The sequence below is a fragment of the Streptomyces sp. NPDC005898 genome, assembly GCF_040629635.1.
Taxonomy (GTDB): Bacteria; Actinomycetota; Actinomycetes; order Streptomycetales; family Streptomycetaceae; genus Streptomyces.
In genome coordinates, this window is record NZ_JBEXWC010000002.1 from 1 (window position 1) to 21,341 (window position 21,341).

The 21,341-nt window shown below is 73.3% G+C and carries 20 protein-coding genes; 6 read left to right on the forward strand and 14 right to left on the reverse strand.

Annotated features, from left to right (window positions below; translation table 11 throughout):
* Nucleotides 1-211: 211 nt before the first annotated feature.
* From ABZ385_RS02720 to ABZ385_RS02740, 5 genes are read right to left on the reverse strand one after another with little or no spacing between them, the layout of a single operon-like run.
* Nucleotides 212-1,018, reverse strand: coding sequence for a type III pantothenate kinase (locus ABZ385_RS02720; protein WP_358590524.1), 807 nt, complete (start codon nucleotides 1,016-1,018; stop codon nucleotides 212-214).
* Nucleotides 1,018-2,016 carry a carboxylating nicotinate-nucleotide diphosphorylase gene (nadC, locus tag ABZ385_RS02725; protein WP_358590521.1) on the reverse strand — a complete coding sequence of 333 codons (999 nt, stop codon included), beginning with the start codon at nucleotides 2,014-2,016 and terminating at the stop codon, nucleotides 1,018-1,020. The genes ABZ385_RS02720 and nadC overlap by 1 nt, the downstream gene beginning before the upstream one ends.
* A gap of 2 nt (nucleotides 2,017-2,018) precedes the next feature.
* Nucleotides 2,019-3,734 carry an L-aspartate oxidase gene (locus ABZ385_RS02730; protein WP_358909326.1) on the reverse strand — a complete coding sequence of 572 codons (1,716 nt, stop codon included), beginning with the start codon at nucleotides 3,732-3,734 and terminating at the stop codon, nucleotides 2,019-2,021.
* A complete protein-coding gene (gene panC / locus ABZ385_RS02735) occupies nucleotides 3,731-4,735 on the reverse strand; it encodes a pantoate--beta-alanine ligase (protein WP_358909328.1) in 1,005 nt (334 codons plus the stop codon). Before panC ends, ABZ385_RS02730 begins: the two co-directional genes overlap by 4 nt.
* Nucleotides 4,732-5,691 carry a DUF2520 domain-containing protein gene (locus ABZ385_RS02740; protein ID WP_358909330.1) on the reverse strand — a complete coding sequence of 320 codons (960 nt, stop codon included), beginning with the start codon at nucleotides 5,689-5,691 and terminating at the stop codon, nucleotides 4,732-4,734. The genes panC and ABZ385_RS02740 overlap by 4 nt, the downstream gene beginning before the upstream one ends.
* 146 nt (nucleotides 5,692-5,837) lie before the next feature.
* Here ABZ385_RS02740 and ABZ385_RS02745 point away from each other — a divergent pair, with 146 nt between their 5' ends.
* A complete protein-coding gene (locus ABZ385_RS02745; RefSeq protein ID WP_358909332.1) occupies nucleotides 5,838-7,025 on the forward strand; it encodes a beta-eliminating lyase-related protein in 1,188 nt (395 codons plus the stop codon).
* Here the strand turns inward: ABZ385_RS02745 and ABZ385_RS02750 are convergent.
* Nucleotides 6,982-7,227, reverse strand: a complete 246-nt coding sequence (locus ABZ385_RS02750) for a hypothetical protein (protein WP_358582886.1) — start codon at nucleotides 7,225-7,227, stop codon at nucleotides 6,982-6,984. The genes ABZ385_RS02745 and ABZ385_RS02750 overlap by 44 nt on opposite strands.
* A gap of 227 nt (nucleotides 7,228-7,454) precedes the next feature.
* Between ABZ385_RS02750 and ABZ385_RS02755 the strand changes: the two genes are divergently transcribed.
* The gene (locus tag ABZ385_RS02755; protein ID WP_358582888.1) at nucleotides 7,455-8,561 is read left to right on the forward strand and encodes a DUF5937 family protein; all 1,107 of its coding nucleotides are present in this window, start codon (nucleotides 7,455-7,457) and stop codon (nucleotides 8,559-8,561) included.
* 44 nt (nucleotides 8,562-8,605) lie between these two features.
* Here the strand turns inward: ABZ385_RS02755 and ABZ385_RS02760 are convergent, their stop codons facing one another.
* Both ABZ385_RS02760 and ABZ385_RS02765 read right to left on the reverse strand, forming a co-directional pair.
* The gene (locus tag ABZ385_RS02760; RefSeq protein ID WP_358582891.1) at nucleotides 8,606-9,277 is read right to left on the reverse strand and encodes a response regulator transcription factor; all 672 of its coding nucleotides are present in this window, start codon (nucleotides 9,275-9,277) and stop codon (nucleotides 8,606-8,608) included.
* Nucleotides 9,278-9,352: 75 nt separating this feature from the next.
* Nucleotides 9,353-10,555, reverse strand: coding sequence for a sensor histidine kinase (locus tag ABZ385_RS02765; protein ID WP_358582894.1), 1,203 nt, complete (start codon nucleotides 10,553-10,555; stop codon nucleotides 9,353-9,355).
* A gap of 106 nt (nucleotides 10,556-10,661) precedes the next feature.
* On the opposite strand from ABZ385_RS02765, the gene ABZ385_RS02770 reads away from it, so the two are divergent.
* Nucleotides 10,662-11,696 (forward strand): SAM-dependent methyltransferase, encoded by a 1,035-nt coding sequence (locus ABZ385_RS02770; protein WP_358909334.1) that lies wholly within the window; start codon nucleotides 10,662-10,664, stop codon nucleotides 11,694-11,696.
* On the opposite strand, the gene ABZ385_RS02775 is transcribed toward ABZ385_RS02770, so the two are convergent.
* On the reverse strand, nucleotides 11,661-12,824 hold the full coding sequence (locus ABZ385_RS02775) for an NADH-quinone oxidoreductase subunit D (RefSeq protein WP_358909336.1): 1,164 nt from the start codon (nucleotides 12,822-12,824) through the stop codon (nucleotides 11,661-11,663). The two genes, ABZ385_RS02770 and ABZ385_RS02775, sit on opposite strands and share 36 nt — an antisense overlap.
* Before the next feature lie 97 nt (nucleotides 12,825-12,921).
* Between ABZ385_RS02775 and ABZ385_RS02780 the strand changes: the two genes are divergently transcribed.
* Both ABZ385_RS02780 and ABZ385_RS02785 read left to right on the forward strand, forming a co-directional pair.
* Nucleotides 12,922-13,431: a PH domain-containing protein gene (locus tag ABZ385_RS02780; protein ID WP_358909338.1), complete on the forward strand. Its 510-nt coding sequence runs from the start codon at nucleotides 12,922-12,924 to the stop codon at nucleotides 13,429-13,431.
* Between the two features lie 71 nt (nucleotides 13,432-13,502).
* On the forward strand, nucleotides 13,503-14,810 hold the full coding sequence (locus tag ABZ385_RS02785; protein ID WP_358909754.1) for a PH domain-containing protein: 1,308 nt from the start codon (nucleotides 13,503-13,505) through the stop codon (nucleotides 14,808-14,810).
* A 118-nt stretch (nucleotides 14,811-14,928) separates the two neighbouring features.
* On the opposite strand, the gene ABZ385_RS02790 is transcribed toward ABZ385_RS02785, so the two are convergent.
* The 4 genes from ABZ385_RS02790 to ABZ385_RS02805 all read right to left on the reverse strand — a co-directional run bounded on the left by ABZ385_RS02790 (nucleotide 14,929) and on the right by ABZ385_RS02805 (nucleotide 18,695).
* Nucleotides 14,929-16,041: a hypothetical protein gene (locus tag ABZ385_RS02790; RefSeq protein WP_358909340.1), complete on the reverse strand. Its 1,113-nt coding sequence runs from the start codon at nucleotides 16,039-16,041 to the stop codon at nucleotides 14,929-14,931.
* 187 nt (nucleotides 16,042-16,228) lie between these two features.
* Nucleotides 16,229-17,206 carry an ABC transporter substrate-binding protein gene (locus ABZ385_RS02795; RefSeq protein ID WP_358909342.1) on the reverse strand — a complete coding sequence of 326 codons (978 nt, stop codon included), beginning with the start codon at nucleotides 17,204-17,206 and terminating at the stop codon, nucleotides 16,229-16,231.
* A gap of 83 nt (nucleotides 17,207-17,289) precedes the next feature.
* A complete protein-coding gene (locus ABZ385_RS02800) occupies nucleotides 17,290-17,970 on the reverse strand; it encodes an ABC transporter permease (RefSeq protein ID WP_358909344.1) in 681 nt (226 codons plus the stop codon).
* Nucleotides 17,967-18,695, reverse strand: a complete 729-nt coding sequence (locus ABZ385_RS02805; RefSeq protein WP_358909346.1) for an ABC transporter permease — start codon at nucleotides 18,693-18,695, stop codon at nucleotides 17,967-17,969. The genes ABZ385_RS02800 and ABZ385_RS02805 overlap by 4 nt, the downstream gene beginning before the upstream one ends.
* Nucleotides 18,696-18,854: 159 nt before the next feature.
* On the opposite strand from ABZ385_RS02805, the gene ABZ385_RS02810 reads away from it, so the two are divergent.
* Nucleotides 18,855-20,012, forward strand: coding sequence for a betaine/proline/choline family ABC transporter ATP-binding protein (locus ABZ385_RS02810; protein ID WP_358698213.1), 1,158 nt, complete (start codon nucleotides 18,855-18,857; stop codon nucleotides 20,010-20,012).
* Nucleotides 20,013-20,040: 28 nt separating this feature from the next.
* On the opposite strand, the gene ABZ385_RS02815 is transcribed toward ABZ385_RS02810, so the two are convergent.
* Complete coding sequence (locus ABZ385_RS02815; RefSeq protein WP_358698214.1) at nucleotides 20,041-21,162, reverse strand: alpha/beta hydrolase-fold protein; 1,122 nt, start codon at nucleotides 21,160-21,162, stop codon at nucleotides 20,041-20,043.
* Nucleotides 21,163-21,341 lie beyond the last annotated feature (179 nt).

Below are 21,341 nucleotides of genomic sequence, written 5' to 3' on the forward strand. Positions count from 1 at the left end.
GACCCGCCCACCCCCTCTATCAAACCCGCTACTGTTACACTCTTTCCATACCCCCCGCTCTTCCGCTGTGGGGGGGGCGCGTTGGGGGGGGGGGGGACCGCCGCTTCGCGGCGGAGTTTTGCCCACCCGACCCGCCCGTCTCGCCGGGTTGGTTTGCGAGGAACAGGCGGCCAATTCGTCCGTCTCGCCGCGTTCGGTCCCCTGAGGGTGGTCAGGTGCGGGTGATGTTTCGTTCGTAGACCAGGCGGAGCCCTATCAGGGTCAGCCACGGTTCGTGTTCGTCGATGACCGCCGCCTCGCCCAGGACCATCGGCGCGAGGCCGCCCGTCGCGATGACCGTCACGTCGTCGGGGTCGCCGCCCGCGCCCGCCAGCTCCCGCGCCATGCGGTTCACGACGCCGTCGACCTGGCCCGCGAAGCCGTACAGGATGCCGGCCTGCATGGCCTCCACGGTGTTCTTGCCGATGACGCTGCGCGGCCGGGCCAGCTCGATCTTGCGGAGCTGTGCGCCGCGTACGCCGAGCGCCTCCACGGAGATCTCGATGCCGGGGGCGATGACGCCACCGGCGTACTCCCCGCGCGCGGAGACCGCGTCGAAGGTGGTGGCCGTGCCGAAGTCGACGACGATGGCCGGCCCTCCGTAGAGCTCCACCGCCGCGACCGCGTTGATGATGCGGTCGGCGCCGACCTCCTTGGGGTTGTCCATCAGGATCGGGACGCCGGTCTTGATGCCGGGCTCGACCAGGACGGCGGGGACGTCTCCGTAGTAGCGGCGGGTGACTTCGCGCAGCTCGTGCAGGACCGAGGGGACCGTCGAGCAGATCGCGATGCCGTCGATGCCGTCGCCCAGCTCCTCGCCGAGCAGCGGGTGCATGCCCATCAGGCCGTTGAGCAGGACGGCCAGCTCGTCGGCCGTGCGCCGCGCGTCGGTGGAGATGCGCCAGTGCTCGACGATGTCCTCGCCGTCGAAGAGGCCGAGGACGGTGTGGGTGTTGCCTACGTCGATCGTCAGCAGCATCAGTCGCGCACCGCTTCCCGCAGGTCGAGGCCGACGTCCAGGATCGGGGAGGAGTGGGTCAGCGCGCCCACCGCGAGGTAGTCGACGCCCGTCTGCGCGTACGCGCGGGCGTTGTCCAGGGTGAGGCGGCCCGAGGACTCCAGGAACGCGCGACCGTCCACGATCGCCACGGCCTCCGCGGTCTCGCCCGGCGTGAAGTTGTCCAGGAGGATCAGGTCGGCGCCCGCGTCCACGACCTCGCGCAGCTGGTGGAGGGTGTCGACCTCGACCTCGATCGGCACGTCCGGGAAGCGCTCGCGCACGGCCGCGAAGGCCTGCGCGACGCCGCCCGCGGCGACCACGTGGTTGTCCTTGACCAGGGCGGCGTCGGAGAGCGACATGCGGTGGTTGACGCCGCCGCCCATGCGCACCGCGTACTTCTCCAGGGCGCGGTAGCCGGGCGTCGTCTTGCGGGTGTCGCGGACCTTCGCCTTGGTGCCGTCCAGGGCGTCGGTCCACGCGCGCGTGGCCGTCGCGATGCCGGAGAGGCGGCACAGGATGTTCAGCGCGCTGCGCTCGGCGGTGAGCAGGTCGCGGGTGCGGGTGGTGATGCTCAGCAGCGTGTCGCCCGCCTCGACGCGGTCGCCGTCCTCGACGTGCCGCTCGACCTCGAACTCCTCCTCGCACACCACGGACATGACGGCCTCGGCGATGCGCAGGCCCGCCACGGTGCCCGCCTCGCGGGCGGTGAAGTCGGCGGTGGCGACGGCGTCCTCGGGGATGGTGGCGACCGTGGTGACGTCCACGCCGCCCGCCAGGTCCTCCTCGATGGCCATGTGCGCGATGTCCTCGACCTGGAGGGGGTCGAGGCCCGCCTCGGCCAAGAGGCGGGCGAGAGCGGGGTCGAGACCGCACTCCAGGGGGTCGAAGGTGTTGTCCCCGCCGCAGCCGCAGGCGTCGCCGCAGCCACCGCCTGCGGCTGAGGGGGCGGCGAGGTGGAGGTCGTCGGGGGTGCTCACGGTCACTGCTCCTGGGGACTGGGGCGGGTGGGAGGGAAGTCGGCGGTGCGGGTGGTGTGGGTGGCCAGGGTCCTGTCCGGGTTCAGGCGTACGACGATGTGGCGCCGCCAGGAGGCGTCGTCGCGGTCGGCGTGGTCCTCGCGCCAGTGGCAGCCCCGGGTCTCCTCGCGGCGCTGGGCGGCGGCCACCAGGACCCGGGCCACGCACAGGAGGTTGGTGGTCTCCCAGGTGTCGACGCCGGGCTCGGCGGTCTTGCCGTCCACGGCGAGGGCGCCCGCCGCCTCGGCGTGGATCCGGGCGAGGCGGGCCGCGGCCTCGCTGAGGGATTCGGCGGAGCGGAGCACGCCGGCGCCCTCGGTCATGACGCGCTGGATGGTGAAGCGGGCCTCGGGCGGCAGCAGGGGGTGGGACGGCGTCTCCGGCTGGGCGACGGGCTGCGGCACGCGCGCGTGCAGGGTGTTCCGCGCGTGCTTCGCCGTGATGTCGGCGACGATGCGCTCGGCGTAGACGAGGCCTTCGAGCAGGGAGTTGGAGGCGAGGCGGTTGGCGCCGTGCACGCCGGTGCAGGCGACCTCCCCGCAGGCGTACAGGCCGGCGACGGTGGTGCGGCCGTGGAGGTCGGTGCGGACGCCTCCGGAGGCGTAGTGCGCGGCCGGGGCGACCGGGATCGGCTCGGTGACCGGGTCGATGCCGTGGGCGCGGCAGGCGGCGAGGATCGTCGGGAAGCGGTGGGCCCACATGTCGGCGCCGAAGTGCCGCCCGTCGAGGTACATGTGCTCGGCGCCCTGTTCCTGCATGCGGCGCGTGATGCCCTTGGCGACGATGTCGCGGGGGGCCAGCTCGGCCAGTTCGTGCTGTCCGACCATGAAGCGCACGCCGTCGGCGTCCACGAGGTGCGCGCCCTCGCCCCGCACGGCTTCGGAGACCAGCGGCTGCTGTCCCTCGGCGTCCGCGCCGAGGAAGAGCACGGTGGGGTGGAACTGCACGAATTCGAGGTCGGAGACCTCGGCGCCCGCGCGCAGGGCGAGCGCGACGCCGTCGCCCGTGGAGACCGACGGGTTGGTGGTCGCCGAGAAGACCTGGCCCATGCCGCCGGTGGCGAGGACCACGGCGGGGGCGTGGACGGCGCCCACACCGTCGTGCTGGCCCTCCCCCATGACGTGCAGGGAGACGCCGGCGGTGCGGCCGTCGGCGTCGGTGAGCAGGTCCAGGACCAGGGCGTTCTCGACGGTCGGGATGCCGCGTGCGCGGACCGCCTCGACCAGGGCGCGGGAGATCTCCGCGCCGGTCGCGTCGCCCCCGGCGTGCGCGATGCGGCGGCGGTGGTGGCCGCCCTCGCGGGTCAGCTCGATGGCGCCCCCGGGGCCGGTGTCGAAGCGGGCGCCGGTCTCGATCAGGCGGCGCACGGCGTCGGGGCCCTCGGTGACGAGGGTGCGCACCGCCTCCTCGTCGCACAGACCGGCGCCCGCCACGAGGGTGTCCTCCTGGTGCTGTTCGGGGGTGTCGCCCTCGCCGAGGGCCGCGGCGATGCCGCCCTGGGCCCAGCGGGTGGAGCCGTCGTCCAGGCGGGCCTTGGTGACCACGACCGTCCGCAGGCCGGCGGCGGCGGCGCGCAGTGCCGCGGTCAGGCCCGCGACCCCGGAGCCGACGACGACGACGTCCGCGTCCAGGGACCAGCCGGGGGCGGGGGCGTGCAGCCGTATTCCGGTGGCAGTCATACGGCGGCTCCGAAGGTCAGCGGGATGTTGTCGATCAGCCTCGTGGAGCCGACCTTGGCGGCCACCGCGAGGATGGCCTCCCCGGTGTGGCCGGGGCGGACCTCGGTGAAGTCGGCCGGGTCCACCAGCGCCACGTAGTCCAGCTCCAGCGGGGGGCGCAGGCGGGCGGCCTCGTCGAGGAGCTGGCGGGCCGCGGCGACGACGGCGGCGGGCCCGCCGGACGCGGCGGGTGCCGCGGACTGGGCGACGGCGTGGGCGTCGGCCGCGGCGCGGGTCTCGCCGAGCGCGCTGAGGGCGGCGGCGCGCGCGTGGGTGGCGGGCTCGCCGGCGGCACGCGCGCGCAGCGCCTCCTGCGCGGCATGCCGGTCGCGGCCCGCGAAGAGGGCCTGGGAGAGGGCGAGGGCGGTGTGCCGCTCGTCCGGGGAGAGGTAGCGGTTGCGGCTGGAGAGGGCCAGGCCGTCGTCCTCGCGGACGGTGGGGACGCCGACGATCTCCACGGGGAAGTTCAGGTCGCGGACCATGCGGCGGATGAGGGCGAGCTGCTGGGCGTCCTTCTGGCCGAACAGCGCCACGTCGGGCCGGGTGAGGTGCAGCAGCTTGGCGACGACGGTGAGCATGCCGTCGAAGTGGCCGGGGCGGGTGGCTCCTTCGAGGACCGTGCCCATGGGGCCGGCGCTCACCCGCACCTGGGGTTCGCCGCCGGGGTAGACCTCGTCCACGCCGGGGGCGAACACGGTGTCCGCGCCGGCCTGTTCGGCGATCTTGAGGTCGGCGTCGAGGGTGCGGGGGTAGCGGTCCAGGTCCTCGCCCGCCCCGAACTGCAGGGGGTTCACGAACACCGTGACGACGACCTCGCCGTCGGGGCCCGCGATGCGGCGCGCGGCGCGGATGAGCGAGGCGTGCCCCTCGTGCAGGGCGCCCATGGTCATGACGACGGCCCGGCGGCCTTCACGCGCGCGCGTGCGCAGCGGTTCGGCGGTGTGCAGGAGGGTGGTGGTCATCGGCTGCTGCCTCCTTCGGTTCCGCCGGGTCCGCCGGTGCCGCCCGCGCCGGGGACCCCGCCGGAGAGGACGCCGAGGAGGTCTTCGGCCAGCTCCGGCTTGAGCAGGCCGTGGGCGAGGGCGCGGTCGGCGGTGGCGCGGGCCATCGCGAGATAGCCGGGGACGGTCTGCGGGGCGTGCGCGCGCAGCTCGGCGACGTGGGCGGCGACGGTGCCCGCGTCGCCGCGCGCGACGGGGCCGGTGAGGGCCGCGTCGCCCGAGCGCAGGGCGTTGTCCAGGGCCGCGCCGAGCAGCGGGCCGAGCATCCGGTCGGGGGCGGCCACGCCCGCGGCGCGGAGCAGGTCCATGGACTCGGCGACCAGGGTGACCAGGTGGTTCGCGCCGAGGGCGAGCGCCGCGTGGTAGAGCGGGCGCATCTCCTCGGCGATCCACTCGGGCTCGCCGCCCATCTCGATGACCAGCGCTTCCGCGGCGAGCCGCAGCTCCTCGGGCGCGGTCACGCCGAAGGCGCACCCGGCCAGGCGCTGGACGTCGACGGGGGTGCCGGTGAACGTCATGGCGGGGTGCAGCGCGAGCGGCAGGGCGCCGGCCCGCAGGGCGGGTTCGAGGACCTTGGTGCCGTGCCGCCCGGAGGTGTGCACGAGGAGCTGGCCCGGGCGCACCGCGCCGGTCTCCGCGAGGCCTTCGACCAGGCCCGGCAGGGCGTCGTCGGGCACCGTCAGGAGCACCAGGTCGGCGCGGTCCAGCACGTCGGCCGGGGGGACGAGGGGGACGTCGGGCAGCAGGGCGGCGGCCCGGCGCACCGAGGTGTCGGACACCCCGGACACGGCCACCGGGCGGTGCCCGGCGAGCTGGAGCGACGCGGCGAGCGCGGGGCCCACGCGGCCCGCTCCCACGACTCCCACCGTGAGCCTCGCGGGGCGCTCCCGCGGGTCCGGCTGATGCGATGCGTTCACGCGATGACGCCTTCCGTTCCAGTCCGCTCGGGGTACCGGACGATTTCTCGTCATGCTAACGCGATCGGCCTCCGCCGCGTCCCGCGCTGTCCACAGGCTGTGGTTATTCATATGACTGGCGGGAGCGGGCGGGCCATGCTCGGGGGATGACTGCCGATGACACGGACCAGACGCGCCCCGAGGAGCCGGCCACGTCGCCGGGCGAGGAGGCGGACCCCCGGGCCAGACGGGTGGCGGCCGCCCGGGGCGCCACCCGGATCCTGCACCGCTCCCCCCTGCACCTCCCGCTCGTCGAACGCCTCGCGGCGCTCGCGGCGGCGGCCCCCGAGGTCGTCGGCGCGGACGAGCCCGTCGACGTCTACGGAGACGGCGTCGTCGCCGCCTTGGAGGAGGAGGTCGCGCGGCTGCTCGGCAAAGAGGCGGCCGTCTTCTTCCCGACCGGCACGATGGCCCAGCAGGTGGCCCTGCGCTGCTGGGCGGGGCGCACGGGCAACGCGACCGTGGCGCTGCACCCCCAGGCACACCCCGAGCTGCATGAAGGCGGCGCCTTCGGCGCGGTCAGTGGTCTGCGCCCGGTGCACCCGACGCGTGAGCCGCGCCTGCCCACGGCCGGTGAGGTGCGGGACTTCCCGGAGCCCTTCGGGGCGCTGATGCTCGAACTGCCGCTCAGGGAGGCCGGCTTCGTCCTGCCGACGTGGGAGCAGCTCGAAGCCGTCGTGGAGGCGGCGCGGGAACGGGACGCGGTCGTGCACGTCGACGGCGCCCGGCTGTGGGAGTGCACGCGGCACTTCGGCCGCCCGCTCACGGAGATCGCGGGGCTCGCGGACAGTGTGTACGTGTCGTTCTACAAGTCTCTGGAGGGGCTGAGCGGGGCGGCGCTCGCCGGGCCGCGGACGCTCGTCGAGGAGGCGAGGGTGTGGCGCCACCGGTACGGCGGGCAGTTGTTCCAGCAGTTCCCGGCCGCCGTGTCCGCCCTGCTCGGCCTGGAGCGCGTCCTGCCGCGGCTGCCCGATTACGTCGCCCACGCGCGCGTGGTGGCCGAGGCGCTGCACGAGGGATTCGCGGCCGCCGGGGTGCCCTGGTCGCGCGTGCACCCGCGCCCGCCGCACACCCATGAGTTCCAGGTCTGGCTGCCGTACGCGGCCGACGTGCTGGACGAGGCGTCGGTGGGGCAGGCCGAGGAGACGGGCACCTGCCTGTTCGGCCGGTGGTTCGCGGACGGGCCGCCCGGCCTCTCGGTCACGGAGGTCACCGTGACCGAGGAGGGCCTGAAGTGGACGGCGGCCGACGTCAAGGAAGCGGTCGCGGAGTTCGTGCGACGGCTCCCGCGCTGAGGCGGCCGCCGTGCAGGAGGCGGGCCAGGGCGGCGCGGACCCTGCCGTGGGCGGGGCGTTCCTCGACGACGGCACGGAAGCGGCCGTAGTCGCGCACCTCGCGGACGGCCTGCCAGTCCCGCAGGCCGGGGGCGGGCGGCGTCCGCTCGCCGTGCTGGGCGGCGCGGTAGGTGTCGAGCAGGTACTGCTGGGTGACGCTCATGACGTATCGCCTCTCGGGATAAAGGGTACTTTCCGGGCGCCATAGGGGCACGGGGTCCCAGCGGCGCGGGATGCGGAGGCGGCGGGGGATGTGGTGGTCGTCCGGAGGCTTCGGCGGCTCCGGACGATGACCTCAGCCTGCTCCCGCGGGGCCGCCCCCGTCGCGTCGATTGACGGTGCTCGTCAATCGGCGGCGGCGCTGTCGGTGGCGCGGTGCACCATGGGGCCATGAGCGTGAGCATCGACATCAGCGGGCTGTCCCACCAGCGGATCCACGTCGTGCCCTCGCCCCTGGCGGAGCTGGGCATGGCGCTGCACGCGCTGTCCGAGCCGGGCCATCATCCGGGCCTCCAGGGCTGGGCGACGGCCGTCTCGGCCCGCCTGGACCCCTGCCTGGCGGACCGCTTGTGCGAGGCCGACTTCCTGTGGCGCTCGACGTTCTCGGACGTGTTCGCGCCCTTCGCGGGCCTGCCCGGGCAGAGCGCGCTGCCCGGGGCCACGCTCGCCGAGGAGCTCGACCAGCTGGACAAGCTGACGGACGAGCAGTTCGTGGACGCCGCGCTGGAGTTCACCTGCCAGTCGACATACTCCGAGCCGGAGCGCGACATCCTGGCCGATCCCGCCGTGCAGCGGCGCGCGCTGGACCTGGCCGCCGCCCGCGGCCCGCAGCAGGTGCGGTTCACCCGGCGGCTGTTGGAGGAGCCGCCCGCCGTGCGCGCGTGGCTGCGCCAGCTGCTGCAGGACTGCGACGAGGCGTTCTTCGCCGACACCTGGGCCCGGCTGAGCCACCAGCTGGCCGCGGACGCCCGCCACAAGACCGAGCTGCTGCGCCGCAAAGGCCTGGCGGAGGCCCTCAAGGCGATCTCCGGGGCGGTGTCCCTGGACGAGAGCGGCCGGCGCATCGTCGTCGACAAGATCTCCACGGGGCACACGACCACGGGCGCCGGCGGACTGGTGCTCGTCCCGACCAGCCTCGGCTGGCCGCATCTGATGGTGCTGCACCGCAAGGGCTGGCAGGCCGCCATCACGTACCCCGTCAGCGCTCCGGGCCTCACCGCCCCGCCCACCGTGGAGCAGCTGACCCGCCGCATGTCCGCGCTCGCCCACCCGGTGCGGATGCGCCTGTGCCGCCACCTCGCGCGCGGGGCGTACACCACGAGCGAGCTGGCCGACGCGCACGGCATGACGGCGCCCGAGATATCCCGGCACCTGAGCGTCCTGAAGAAGGCCGAGCTGATCACCACGCGCCGCCGCGGACGCTATGTGCAGCATCAGCTGGACATCGGCGTGGTGTCCCGTCTGGGCAGCGACTTCATCGAGGGAGTACTGCGCTAGGACGCGCTTCGTGAGCCCCGCCGCGGGACCCTCGGGTCACGCTTTCAGGAACCGCCCCCGGCCCGTACGAGCCCCGTCTCGTAGGCGAGGACGACGACCTGCACGCGGTCCCGCAGGTCGAGCTTGGTCAGGATGCGGCCGACGTGCGTCTTGACCGTGGCCTCCGAGAGCACGAGCCGCGCCGCGATCTCGCCGTTCGACAGGCCCTGCGCGACGAGCACCATCACCTCGCGCTCGCGGCTGGTCAGGCGCTCCAGCCGCTTGTGCTGCGGCTGGCCGCCCGCGTTCGGCAGCATCGGCGCGAAGCGGTCCAGCAGGCGCCGTGTGGTGGACGGCGCGACCACCGCGTCACCGCTGTGCACGGCGCGGATCGCGGCGAGCAGGTCCCCCGGGGGCACGTCCTTGAGCATGAAGCCGGAGGCGCCCGCCTTCAGCCCCGAGAAGGCGTACTCGTCCAGGTCGAAGGTGGTCAGGATCAGCACCTTCGGCGGGTTCGGGTCCTGGCAGACGCGCCGGGTCGTCTCGACGCCGTCCAGCTTCGGCATGCGGACGTCCATGAGCACCACGTCGACCTTGGTGGCGCGGAGCACCTCAAGGGCCTCGACCCCGTCACCCGCCTCGGCGACCACCTCCATGTCCGGCTGCGCGGCGAGCACCATCCGGAACCCGGTGCGCAAGAGCGCCTGGTCGTCGACGAGCATGACGCGGATCGACATCTTGGGGTGTCCCTTCGAGGGTCAATGCGGGGGGAAAGCACCGGTGACAGGTGTCATCGCCGGACATGATCGAGTTCAGTGTGCCGGTTTGAGGGGCAGCAGCGCGCTGATCCGGAAGCCGCCGCCCGGGCGCGGACCGGCGTCCAGGGTGCCGCCGACCATGCCGACGCGCTCCCGCATGCCGATCAGCCCGTGCCCGCGGCCGTCGGCGCCGCCGTCCTCGTACAGCTCGTGGGGGGCGCCCTTGCCGTCGTCCTCGACGAGCAGCCCGAGGCCGTCGTCGAAGTAGACGAGGCGCACGCTCGCGCCGGCGTGCTCGCCGCCGTGCTTGCGGGTGTTCGTGAGCGCTTCCTGCACGATGCGGTACGCGGTCAGCTCCACGCCGCTGGGCAGCGGGCGCGGGGTCCCCTCGACCTTGTAGTCGACGGGCAGGCCCGCCGTGCGCACCTGCTCGATCAGCTCGTCGAGCTGCTCCACGTCGGGCTGCGGGACGTACTCGGAGCCCTCCTCGGGCTCTCCCGTGCGCAGCACGCCGAGCAGGCGGCGCATCTCGGCCAGCGCCTGGCGACCGGTTCCCGAGATGGTCTCCAGGGCCTTCTTGGCCTGATCGGGCGCGGCGTCCATGACGTAGGCGGCGCCGTCCGCCTGGACGACCATCACCGAGACGTTGTGCGCGACGACGTCGTGCAGCTCCCGCGCGATGCGGGCCCGCTCGGCCGCCACCGCGACCTTCGACTGGGCCTCGCGCTCCTTCTCCAGGCGGGCGGCGCGCTCCTCCAGTTCGGCGAAGTACGCGCGGCGGGTGCGGATGGAGTCGCCGAGGACCCAGGCGAGCGCGAAGGGGACGATCTGGAAGATCGTGTAGAAGACGTTGCCGAGGACGGAGGTGCCCGTCACGGGCCAGCGCAGCGACGCCAGGGGGGCCGCGCACAGGCCGCCCACCAGGGCGAACCGCGAGGCCCACTGCGGCCCGTCGGCGGCCGCGGTGTAGATGACCACCAGCATGGCGAAGTTCGCCGGCATGATCTCCAGGTCGATGACGAGCTGGCAGGCGCCGAGGACCGCGGCGAGCACGAGCATCGGCCCGGTCATCCTCCGGCGCAGCGCGATCACCAGGGAGTAGCCGAGGACGAGCGGGATCGCCGGAATGACCGGCAGGTCGTCGTCCACACCGGACATGGACACCAGACCGATACCGGAGACGCCGAGGAGGACGACGGCCCAGAAGGCGTCGACCCATGTCGGGTGTCTGCGGAGAAAGTCATAGAGGCGCTGCACGTAACCCAGCGTAGGCAGGCCCGCGGTGCCCCGGGGTCAACCGGAGGGGCGATCCGCGGGGAGCACGTGTACTCCCCAAGGTGGAGGCCCCCTTAGCCTGCGGTCTGTGACGAACGACGAGCACGGTGACGCGGCGGGCGGTCCGCGCGGCTGGCGCGAGGCCGCCGAAACGGCCCTGTACGGCCCCGGGGGCTTCTACCGCCGCCCCGAAGGGCCCGCCGGCCACTTCCGCACGTCCGTGCACGCCACGCCCCTCTACGCGGCGGCGGTGGCCCGCCTCCTGTGCCGGGTGGACCGGCGGCTCGGCCACCCGGAGGAGGTCGCCTTCGTCGACATGGGCGCGGGGCGCGGCGAGCTGACGGCGGGCGTTCTCGCCGCGCTCCCCGCCGACGTGGCGGCACGCGTGCGCGCGTACGCGGTGGAGCGCGCGGAGCGCCCCCGGGGGCTCGATCCGCGCATCGCCTGGCGGGACACGCCCCCGGCCGGCGTGAGCGGCCTGCTCTTCGCCAACGAGTGGCTGGACAACGTCCCCGTGGACGTCGCCGAGGTGGCCGCCGACGGAACAGTGCGCCATGTCCTCGTGCGCGAGGACGGTTCCGAGGCGCTGGGCGGGCCCGTGGCCGGGCCGGACGCGGCGTGGCTGGCGCGCTGGTGGCCGCTGGCGGACGAGCCCGGCCTGCGCGCGGAGATCGGCCGCCCGCGCGACGAGGCGTGGGCGGCCGCCGTGGCGTCCTTGGCGCGCGGCCTCGCCGTCGCCGTCGACTACGCGCACGCCAAGGGGAACCGGCCGCCCTTCGGGACGCTCACGGGCTTCAGGGCGGGCCGCGAGACGCCTCCCGTGCCGGACGGCAGCTGTGATCTCACGGCCCATGTGGCGCTGGACGCCTGCGCCGGGGAAGGCGCCGAGCTGCTCACCCAGCGGGCGGCGCTCGCCGCGCTCGGGGTGAGCGGCGGCCGCCCCCCGCTCGCCCTGGCCTCCACCGACCCGGCGGCGTACGTGCGCGCCCTGTCGCGCGCGGGGCAGGCCGCCGAACTGACGGCGCCCGGCGGCCTCGGGGACTTCGGGTGGCTGCTCCAGCCGGTCGGCCTGCCCGGCGGCGCGGCGCTACTTGTCGATGTCGCCGACCACGAAGAAGAGTGACCCGAGGATCGCCACCATGTCCGCCACGAGCTGCCCCGGCAGCAGTTCGGCCAGCGCCTGGATGTTGTTGTACGACGCCGAGCGCAGCTTCAGGCGGTAGGGGGTCTTCTCGCCCTTGGAGACCAGGTAGTAGCCGTTGATGCCGAGGGGGTTCTCCGTCCACGCGTACGTGTGGCCCTCGGGGGCCTTCAGGACCTTCGGCAGGCGCTGGTTGATCGGGCCCCGCGGGAGTTCGACGAGCCGGTCCAGGCAGGCGTCGGCGAGGTCCAGGGCGTTGTGGGTCTGCTCCAGGAGGCACTCGAAGCGGGCCAGGCAGTCGCCCTCCTGGCGCGTGACGACCTTCAGGGTGTCCTGGAGTTCGCCGTAGGCCAGGTAGGGCTCGTCGCGGCGCAGGTCGAAGTCGACGCCGGAGGCGCGGGCGATGGGGCCGCTCACTCCGTAGGCGTGCACCGCCTCGGCGCTCAGGACGCCGACGCCGCGCGTGCGGCCCCGGAAGATCTCGTTGCCGAGCACGAGCCGGTCGTAGACGTCCATGCGCGAGCGCACCGAGGCGACGGCCGCACGCGCGCGGGAGGGCCAGCCGGCGGGCAGGTCCTCCTTGAGGCCGCCCACGCGGTTGAACATGTAGTGCATGCGGCCGCCGGAGATCTCCTCCATCACGTTCTGCAGCTCCTCGCGCTCGCGGAACGCGTGGAAGACCGGGGTGATGCCGCCCAGCTCCAGGGGGTAGGACCCGAGGAACATCAGGTGGTTCAGCACGCGGTTCAGCTCCGCGAGCAGGGTCCGCGTCCACACCGCGCGCTCGGGGACCTCCATGCCCAGCATCCGCTCGACGGCCATCACCACGCCCAGCTCGTTCGAGAACGCCGACAGCCAGTCGTGGCGGTTGGCCAGCATCACGATCTGCCGGTAGTCCCGGGCCTCGAAGAGCTTCTCCGCGCCACGGTGCATGTAGCCGATCACCGGCTCCGCGTGCTGGATGCGCTCGCCGTCCAGGACGAGGCGCAACCGGAGCACGCCGTGCGTGGACGGGTGCTGGGGGCCGATGTTGAGCACCATGTCGGTGCTCTCGGCCGCGCCGCCGATGCCGAGCGTGGTCTGCGTGGTGGTCTCCGCCGTGGGACTCATGCGCACAGTCTCTCGTACGCGCTCTCGTACGCGCTCCCCGCGCGGACGCGGCCATCGGGCCTACGCGGCTGTCGGAGGGCGTACGTACGCTGGGGGCATGGAAACGGGGACGGCAGGGACCGCTGGACCGGCGGGGGCACGGGTCGAGCAGGTGTGGACGGGGCTGCCACGGGGCCTGCTGAGGATGCGACGGCTGCTGCTGGTGGCCTGGCTGGTGCCGCTCGCGGCGGCGACCGGCGTACTGCTCGGCCTCTTCGCGGGCCCGGTGTGGGCGGCCTGCGCGCTGCTGCCGCTCGCCGTCGTGGCGGGCGGCTGGCCGCTGCTCGGGCGCAACTGGCGCTCGTGGCGCTACGCCGAGCGCGCCGACGACCTGCTCATCAGCCGGGGCGTGCTGTGGCGCGAGGAGACCGTGGTGCCCTACGGGCGGATGCAGCTCGTCGAGGTGACGTCCGGGCCCGTGGAGCGGCACTTCGGCCTGGCGAGCGTGCAGCTGCACACCGCGGCCGCCGCCACCGACGCCCGCATCCCCGGGCTGCTCCCCGAAGAGGCCGAGCGGCTGCGCGACCGTCTGACGGAGCTGGGCGAGGCCCGATCGGCGGGGCTGTGAGCGGCGAGGGGGCGGCCGAGGGCGGCGCGGCGCCGCACGACGCACGGGACGCCCCGGACGCCGGCGGGCCGGTGGAGACCGGGGCCGTGGCCGAGCGGCGGCTGCATCCCGTGACGCCGCTGCGGCGCGCCTGGGCGCCCTTCGCGGTCCTGGTGGGCTGGTCCGTCCACGACCCGAACGGCACCCAGCAGCGCCTGACCGAACTGACCGCCACCACGCTGCTGCTGGGCTGCCTGGCCGTGGTCCTCGGGGGCGCCGCGTACGGCTTCCTGAGCTGGTGGTTCACCCACTTCGCGGTCACCGAGACCGAACTGCGCATCCGGACCGGGCTGTTCTTCCGGCGCACCGCCCACATCCGGCTCGACCGGCTCCAGGCGGTCGACGTGACGCGGCCGCTGCTGGCCCGGATCGCGGGGGTCGCCAAGCTGAAGATGGACGTCGTCGGGGCGGACACCAAGGACGAGCTGGCCTATCTCGGCGAGCGCGACGCCGCCGAACTGCGGGCCGAACTGCTCGCGCGCGCCGCCGGTTTCACCCCGGCGCGGGCCCGCGAGGTCGGCGAGGCGCCGGTGCGGGGCCTTCTGCACGTACAGCCGCGCATGCTGGCCCTCTCCCTGATGCTGACCGGCGCCCCCTGGGCGATGCTCGTCGCCGCGGCCGTCGTACCGGCCTTCCTGTGGTTCGCCACCCACAACCTGTGGACAGTACTCGCCACCGGGCTGCCGATCCTGGGCGGCGCGTTCGCCGGCAGTGTCGGCCGCTTCGTCAAGGAGTACGACTGGACGGTGGGCGAGTCCCCCGACGGCCTGCGCATCGACCGCGGGCTGCTCGACAAGGCGCACGAGACGGTGCCGCCGGGCCGCGTGCAGACCGTGCACATCGTGCAGCCGCTGCTGTGGCGGCGGCGCGGCTGGGTGCGGGTGGAGCTGGACGTGGCGGGTTCGGCGGGCGGGGTGCTGGTGCCGGTGGCGCCGCGGGAGCACGCCGAGGCGGTCATCGGGCGGATCCTGCCGGGCACGCGCGTGCCGGACCCCGCGGAGCTGTCCCGGCCTCCCGCGCGGGCGGCGTGGTGCGTGCCGCTGTGGTGGAAGGGCTACGGCCTCGCGGTGACGGACACGGTGTTCGCGGCGCGGCACGGTCTGTTCAAGCGCCGCCTGTCGCTGGTGCCGCACGCCAAGGTGCAGAGCGTACGGCTGTCCCAGGGGCCCTGGGAGCGGTTCAGGGGCGTGGCCGACGTACGCGTCGACACCGGGGCCGACAAGACGGTGACGGCCCGCCTGCGGCCCCTCGCCGAGGCGGCCGAACTCCTCCACTCCCAGGCGGACCGCTCCCGCACGGGCCGCAAGGAGGCCCGCGCGGACCGCTGGATGACCCCCTAAGGGGCGCCTGCCTCGTGCGGAGGCCGGGCCCCGCAAGACCGACGAGGCCGGTACCCCGCACGCTGCTCGACGGATCCCTGCCCCGCCGCGAGGCGCCCCCGCACCATCAGCGAAGCGCCTACGCGCGAAGCGCCGTCCGCAGGCCCGCGACGTCGATCTGTTCCGTCTCGTCGTGCGCGGTCAGGTCGATGACCTGGCCGACGCCCCGCGCCGCGTCGTCCTCGGGCGCGTCCTTGAACTCCGCCTCGGTCTGCGCCTTGTGGACCGCCAGGGCCTCCTCGCCCACCACATCGGCGAGGTCCTCGTTCTGCACCGACTCCAGCGCGGCCGGGGCCGCGCCCTTCGTGCCGAAGAAGTCGAACTCTCCCTGGGGCGCCGTGCGCCGCGCCGGTACGGGCGGCGCGACGGCGACCGCGCGCTCGTGCCCGCCGAATCCATCGGCCGCCCCGGACTTCCCCCGCGACTCGTCCTCCGCTTCCCGCCGCGCCTCGGGCACCGGTGCCGCCCTGGGCGCCAGCCGGTCGAGGGCCGCGTTGGCCCGCAGGAAGAGCGACGCCGCCGGACGCGCGTCCGCCCCGGCGGCGGACGGCCCTGCGGCACGACCACCGCGCGCACCGGCACCCTCATCCCGCGAGGCCGACCTGCCGGCGGCACTCGTGGCGCGCCCCGCCGGCACCGGCGCTCCCGCCCGTACGGCGGGCACCAGTTCGGACGCTCCCGTACCGCCGCCCTCGGCAGGACCCTCGTCGGACGCCGACAGTTCGGGCGTGGCCGAGGTCGCCTCGATGGCGAGCAGCCGCCGCCCCTCCAGGGCGCTGGCCCGCTCGGTCTCGGCGGTCGCGTACCGCCGCAGCAGCGCGGCGTGTTCGTTGCGCAGCGCGGCCAGCTCGGCCCGCTTGGCGCGGAGCTTGGTCTCCAGCCTGCCCCGCAGCTCGCGGGACTCCTCGAGGTCGGACTCGGCCTCGGCCAGCCGCTCCTCGTAGCGCCACTCGTCGCTCGCTCGCGCGCGCGTGAGTTCGGCGACGCGCCGTCCTGCCGCCTGGTCCCAGCGGCGCATGACGACCGAACCGACGACGGCGGCGGCCGCCGCGGCCGCGACGAGCCCGCGGAGCACGACCGGTTCCGCGAACATCCAGGCGCCGCCGGCGCACAGAACGGAGACGCCTGCGACCGTCGAAGGGGGAAGCAGCCTGTGCAGGGGTGGGGAATGGCGGTGACGTCCACGTGGCATGGCCAGAAACTTACCGCGCGTAGGCGAAGTATGGTGCCCCGCCCGCCAAAAAGCAGGTCTCTCCTCGGTGACTCGCCGCAACTCCCCGCCCCTTCCCCGGTTTACCGCCGTCTGATCGACTTCCTGATCCAGATCCTGATCGGGTTGCTGACCGGGTGCCTGATCAGGATCTCGACCGGGTTCCTCGTCAGCCTTCGATCAGACCCTTGGACTTCAGGTACTCCTGGGCGACATCCGCTTCCTTCTGCCGCTCCTCGTCGACCTTCCGGTTGAGTTCGACGAGGTCTTCCGTCGTGAGCGTCTTCGTCAGCTTCGCGAGCGCGGCGGCTATCTCCTTGCCGCCCGCCTCCTCGGCGTTGACCACGGGAAGGATGTTGTCCGCGTTCTGCAGCTTCTTGTCGTCCTCGAGGATCACGAGGTCGTAGTTCTTCAGGGTCGCGTCGGTCGTCGTGGTCAGCACCAGCTGGTCCGTGCCGTTCTTGACGGCCTGCTTGGACTGCGTGGTGCCGACGCCCTTGGGGTCGATTCCGGCGACATCGATCCCGTACTTCTTCTTCAGGCCGGGCGCGCAGAACGGCCGCGACTCGCATTCGTCGCCCGCCGCGATCTTGACCTTCTCGCCCGACCTGCCGAGATCCGAGAGCGTCTTGAGCTTGTGCTTGTCGGCGTATTCCTTGGAGACCGCGAACGCGTTCTGGTCGACCGCCTCGCCCGCCGGCAGGACCTTCAGCCCCTGCGGCTTCGCGAGCTTCTCCAGGGCGCTCACCGTGGCGTCGAGATCACTGGAGGCGACGGCCTCGGCCTTCGGGCCGTTCTTCTCCAGGTTGAGGAATTCCGCGAGGGTCGCCGCGTATTCGGGTGCGACGTCGATCGAGCCCTTCTTCAGTTCGGGCTTGTAGATCTCGCGGTTCTGCACGGTCTTGACCTGCGTGTCATATCCGGCGTCCGCGAGAACGCCCGCGTACAGCTCGGCGAGCACCTTCTGCTCGGTGAACCGCGCCGAACCCACCACCAGCGAGCCCTTCTTGCCCCCGCCCACCTTGTCCGCGCCCTTGCCGTCGTCCTCCAGGCTGTCCCCGCCGCACGCGGCGAGCCCCGCGGTCAGCGCCACGACGGCCACGGCCGCCCCTGCCATCCGTCGCGCGCGACGCGTTGTGCTGTTCATCGGTGAACCACCATTTCGAAAAGGAGAGAAGTCGGTACTCGGGTAGTCGGAACTCGGGTAGTCGGAACTCAGGCGGACGGCACTCAGCGGGTCGCCCCGCCCGACCGCCGCATGGGGTCGAAGACGCGTCCCGCCAGCGCGAGGACGCCCTCCACCAGGAGCGCGAGCAGCGCCACCAGGAAGGCACCCGCGACCACTTGCGGGGTGTCCTGGAGGTTGAACCCGGCGGTGATGATCCGGCCGAGGCCGCCCTCGCCCGCCATCGCGGCGAGCGTGGCCGTCGCGACGACCTGCACCCCCGCGGACCGCACCCCCGTCATGATCAGCGGATACGCGAGCGGCAGCTCTACCCCCACGAACAGCTGCCGGCCGCTCATGCCCATCCCGCGCGCGGCCTCCACCACCGCCCGGTCCACCTCGCGCATGCCGAGGTAGGCGTTGGTCAGCAGCGGCGGCACCGCGAAGAGGACCAGCGCGATCAGCGTCGGGGCGTCGCCGTGCTCACCGAGCGGGGTGAGCGTGAGCAGGATCAGCAGGGCCAGCGTCGGGACCGCGCGGCCGACGTTGGAGATGTTGACCGCGAGCGCGCCGCCCTTGCCGATGTGCCCGAGCCACAGCGCGAGGGGCAGCGCGATCAGGCAGGCGACGGCGAGGCAGACTCCGCTGAAGTAGAGGTGCTCGGCGAGGCGGTGCCACACGCCCTTCTCGCCCTGCCAGTTGGCGCCCGTGGTCAGCCAGTCGTACGCACCGGTGATCGCGTTCATGCGGGTTCAGCCACCTTGGCCGCGCCCGCGTCGCGCGCGGGGCGGTTCGTCCGTATGTGATGGACCCGCGTCCATGGCGTCAGCCAACGCTGGAGTCCGAGCAGCAGCAGATCGGCGACGACGGCGAGGAGCACGCACAGCACGGAGGCCGTGAGCACCTGGGCCTTGAAGGTCGTGTCCAGGCCGTCGAGGATGAGGGTGCCGAGCCCGCCGTAGTCCACGATGGCGCCGACCGTGGTCAGCGCGACCGTGGAGACCGTGGTGATGCGGACGCCGGCCAGCAGCGCGGGCAGCGCGAGGGGCAGTTCCACCTCCCACAGCAGGCGCAGCGGGCCGTACCCCATGCCCCTGGCGGCGTCACGCGCCTCGTCGGGGACGGCCTCCAGGCCGGCCAGGATGTTGCGCACGAGGACCGTGAGGGAGTAAAGCACCAGGCCCGTGACGACCAGCGAGGCGGAGAGGCCGAAGAACGGCAGGAGCAGCGAGAACATCGCGAGCGAGGGGACCGAGTACAGCACGGTCGTCACGCCGAGGATCGGGCCCGTCAGGAAGCGCCAGCGCCGGGCGAGGAGCGCCAGCGGCAGCGACACGGCGAGGCCGATCGCCACCGAGGCGAGCGTGATGCCCACGTGCTGGAGGGTCGCGTCGGTCAGCTCCTGGCTGCGGGTGCGCAGGTACTCCCCGCAGATCCAGTCGTTCGTCACGAGACAGTTCCGCTCGGCCACGCGCCCACACCTCCCCCGAATACGCGAACGTATGCCGCACACACGTCCCCCCGTGTCTGGCGACCCTAACGCGCGGCACCGACAATCGCCGAGAGTCGTCGTACGGCCGCAACACCGCCGTCACGCGCAGCCCGCCGCCGCCCGCCACAATGGGGAAACATGATCCGGTTCGAGCACGTCACCAAGCGCTATGCGGACGGCACCACCGCCGTCGACGATCTGTCCTTCGAGGTCGCCGAGGGCGAACTGGTCACCCTCGTCGGCCCTTCGGGCTGCGGCAAGACGACCACCATGAAGATGGTGAACCGGCTCATCGAGCCGAGCGAGGGCCGGATATCCGTCGACGGCGACGACATATCCGCGATCGACCCCGTGCGGCTCAGGCGCCGCATCGGCTACGTCATCCAGCAGGTGGGCCTCTTCCCGCACAAGACCGTCCTGGAGAACACGGCGACCGTCCCGCACCTCCTCGGCGTCAAGCGCGGCAAGGCCCGCGAGCGCGCCGCCGAACTCCTCGACCTCGTCGGCCTCGACCCCGCCGTCTTCGGCGACCGCTACCCCGAGCAGCTCTCCGGCGGCCAGCGCCAGCGCGTCGGGGTGGCCCGCGCCCTGGCGGCCGATCCGCCGGTGCTGCTGATGGACGAGCCGTTCGGCGCGGTCGACCCGGTGGTGCGCGAGCACCTGCAGAACGAGTTCCTGCGGCTCCAGCAGGCCGTGCGCAAGACCGTGCTCTTCGTCACGCACGACATCGAGGAGGCGGTCCGCCTCGGTGACCGCATCGCCGTCTACGGCCAGGGCCGCATCGAGCAGTTCGACACCCCCTCGACGGTCCTCGGCGCCCCGGCCAACGCGTACGTGGCCGACTTCGTCGGCGCGGACCGGGGCCTGAAGCGGCTCTCCGTGACGCCCATCGAGGAGGGCGACCTGGAACAGCCCCCCGTCGTGCACCTGGACGACGCGCTGCCCAGGGAACTCGACGCCCGCTGGGCGGTCGTCCTGGACGGTGCCGACAACCTGCACGGCTGGATCTCCGCCGAGCACGCGCGCGCGGGCAAGGGCACGGTCCGCGAACACGCCCGCCGCATGGAGGCGTGGCTGCCGGTGGGCGCGAGCCTGAAGCAGGCGTTCGCGACGATGCTCCAGCACGACGCGGGCTGGATCGCGGTCATCGACAAGGACAGCGAGGGCCGCTTCCTCGGCGTGCTCACCCCGGCCCGGCTGCACGAGGCGCTGCGCCGCTCGACGGCGGCGGACGCGCGGGACATCGCACGGGCGGAGGTGGAACTGGAGACGATCGCGGCCATCGCCGCCGACTGACCGCCGCTCACCTCGGCCGCCCGGCGCGTCAGTTGTCGTTCAGGCGCCCGCTCAGCCACTGCAGGGTGGCGGGGATCTCCCTGCGCCAGGTGTTGAAGTTGTGCCCGCCGCTGTTGAGCGTGATCGACGACACGCGCGTGGGCGCCTTCACCTTGTCGATGAACCTCAGGGTGTCGCGGTAGTTGTCCTCGCCCTTCTTGCTGCTGGTCACCAGGAGGGACGTCTTGGGCGCCGGCTTGTGGTCGAGGTACCACATGAGGTCGGCGTCGCGCTCCAACTGCTCGTCGCCGTGGAAGAGATCACCGGTGGTGACGTCGATGGGCGCCTTGTAGTACGCGGACAGGCCCGCGGCGGCGCCGTACCGGTCGGGGTGGTGGACGGCGAGCTTCAGGGCGCAGTAGCCGCCCGTGGAGTCACCGATGACGCCCCAGTTCTGGGCCTTGGTGCCCACCCTGTAGTGCTGCGAGATCGCGTCGGGCAGGTCCTTGGCGAAGAACGTCTCGGTCTGCGGGCCGCCGGGGATGTCCACGCACTCCGTGTCGCGCGGCGGTGCCACGGTGGGCCGCATCATGATCAGGATCATCGGCTGCATCCTGCCCTCGCCGGCCAGCCGGTGGGCGGTCTGGGGGTAGTGCAGCCCTTTGATGAGCGCCTCGGCGGTGCCCGGGTAGCCGGTCAGGGCCACGGTCGCGGGGAACGTGCGGTTGCGGTACTGCGGCTGGAAGTACTCGGGGGGCAGGTAGACGTAGGCGGGGCTGCCTATCTTCGACTCCCGGCCGCCCACCTCGATCTTCTGGATCTGGCCCCCGGTGACGGGCCGGTTGCCCCCGGGCACGTTCACCGTCTGGGTGTCGACGACCTTCACGGGGCCCGAACCCCCTTTGGCCGGATCGTGGTCCACCACTATCCCCGGACTCGTCTCCTGCCCGAAGAGGTCGGCCCAGGTGGCGTAGAAGCCGAAGGCCTGGTTGGCCGCCAGGCCCACCGCGGCGAAGACCATGACCTGGGTGGCCAGGAGCAGGCCGACCCGGCCCGTGACCGCCTTCCAGGTACGGCCGGCGAGCCGCGGCCAGAGCCAGATGGTGCCGACGAAGAGCACTACGGCCAGCAAGACCGCAAGGGCGAGGACCTTGTTGCTCGTGAGACCCATGGGGTGTTCCTGCCTGCGCTTTCTACGTGCCGTCGCCCCGGGCGGACCGCGGCGTCACTTACCGTCGCCACGGACGTGCCGCGGCGTCACCTATCATTGCCCCGGGCCTGCCGCGGCTTCTCCTCACGATGCCCCGGGCCTGCCGTGGCGCGACCGACCGGAGCCGAGGCCTCGTCGGC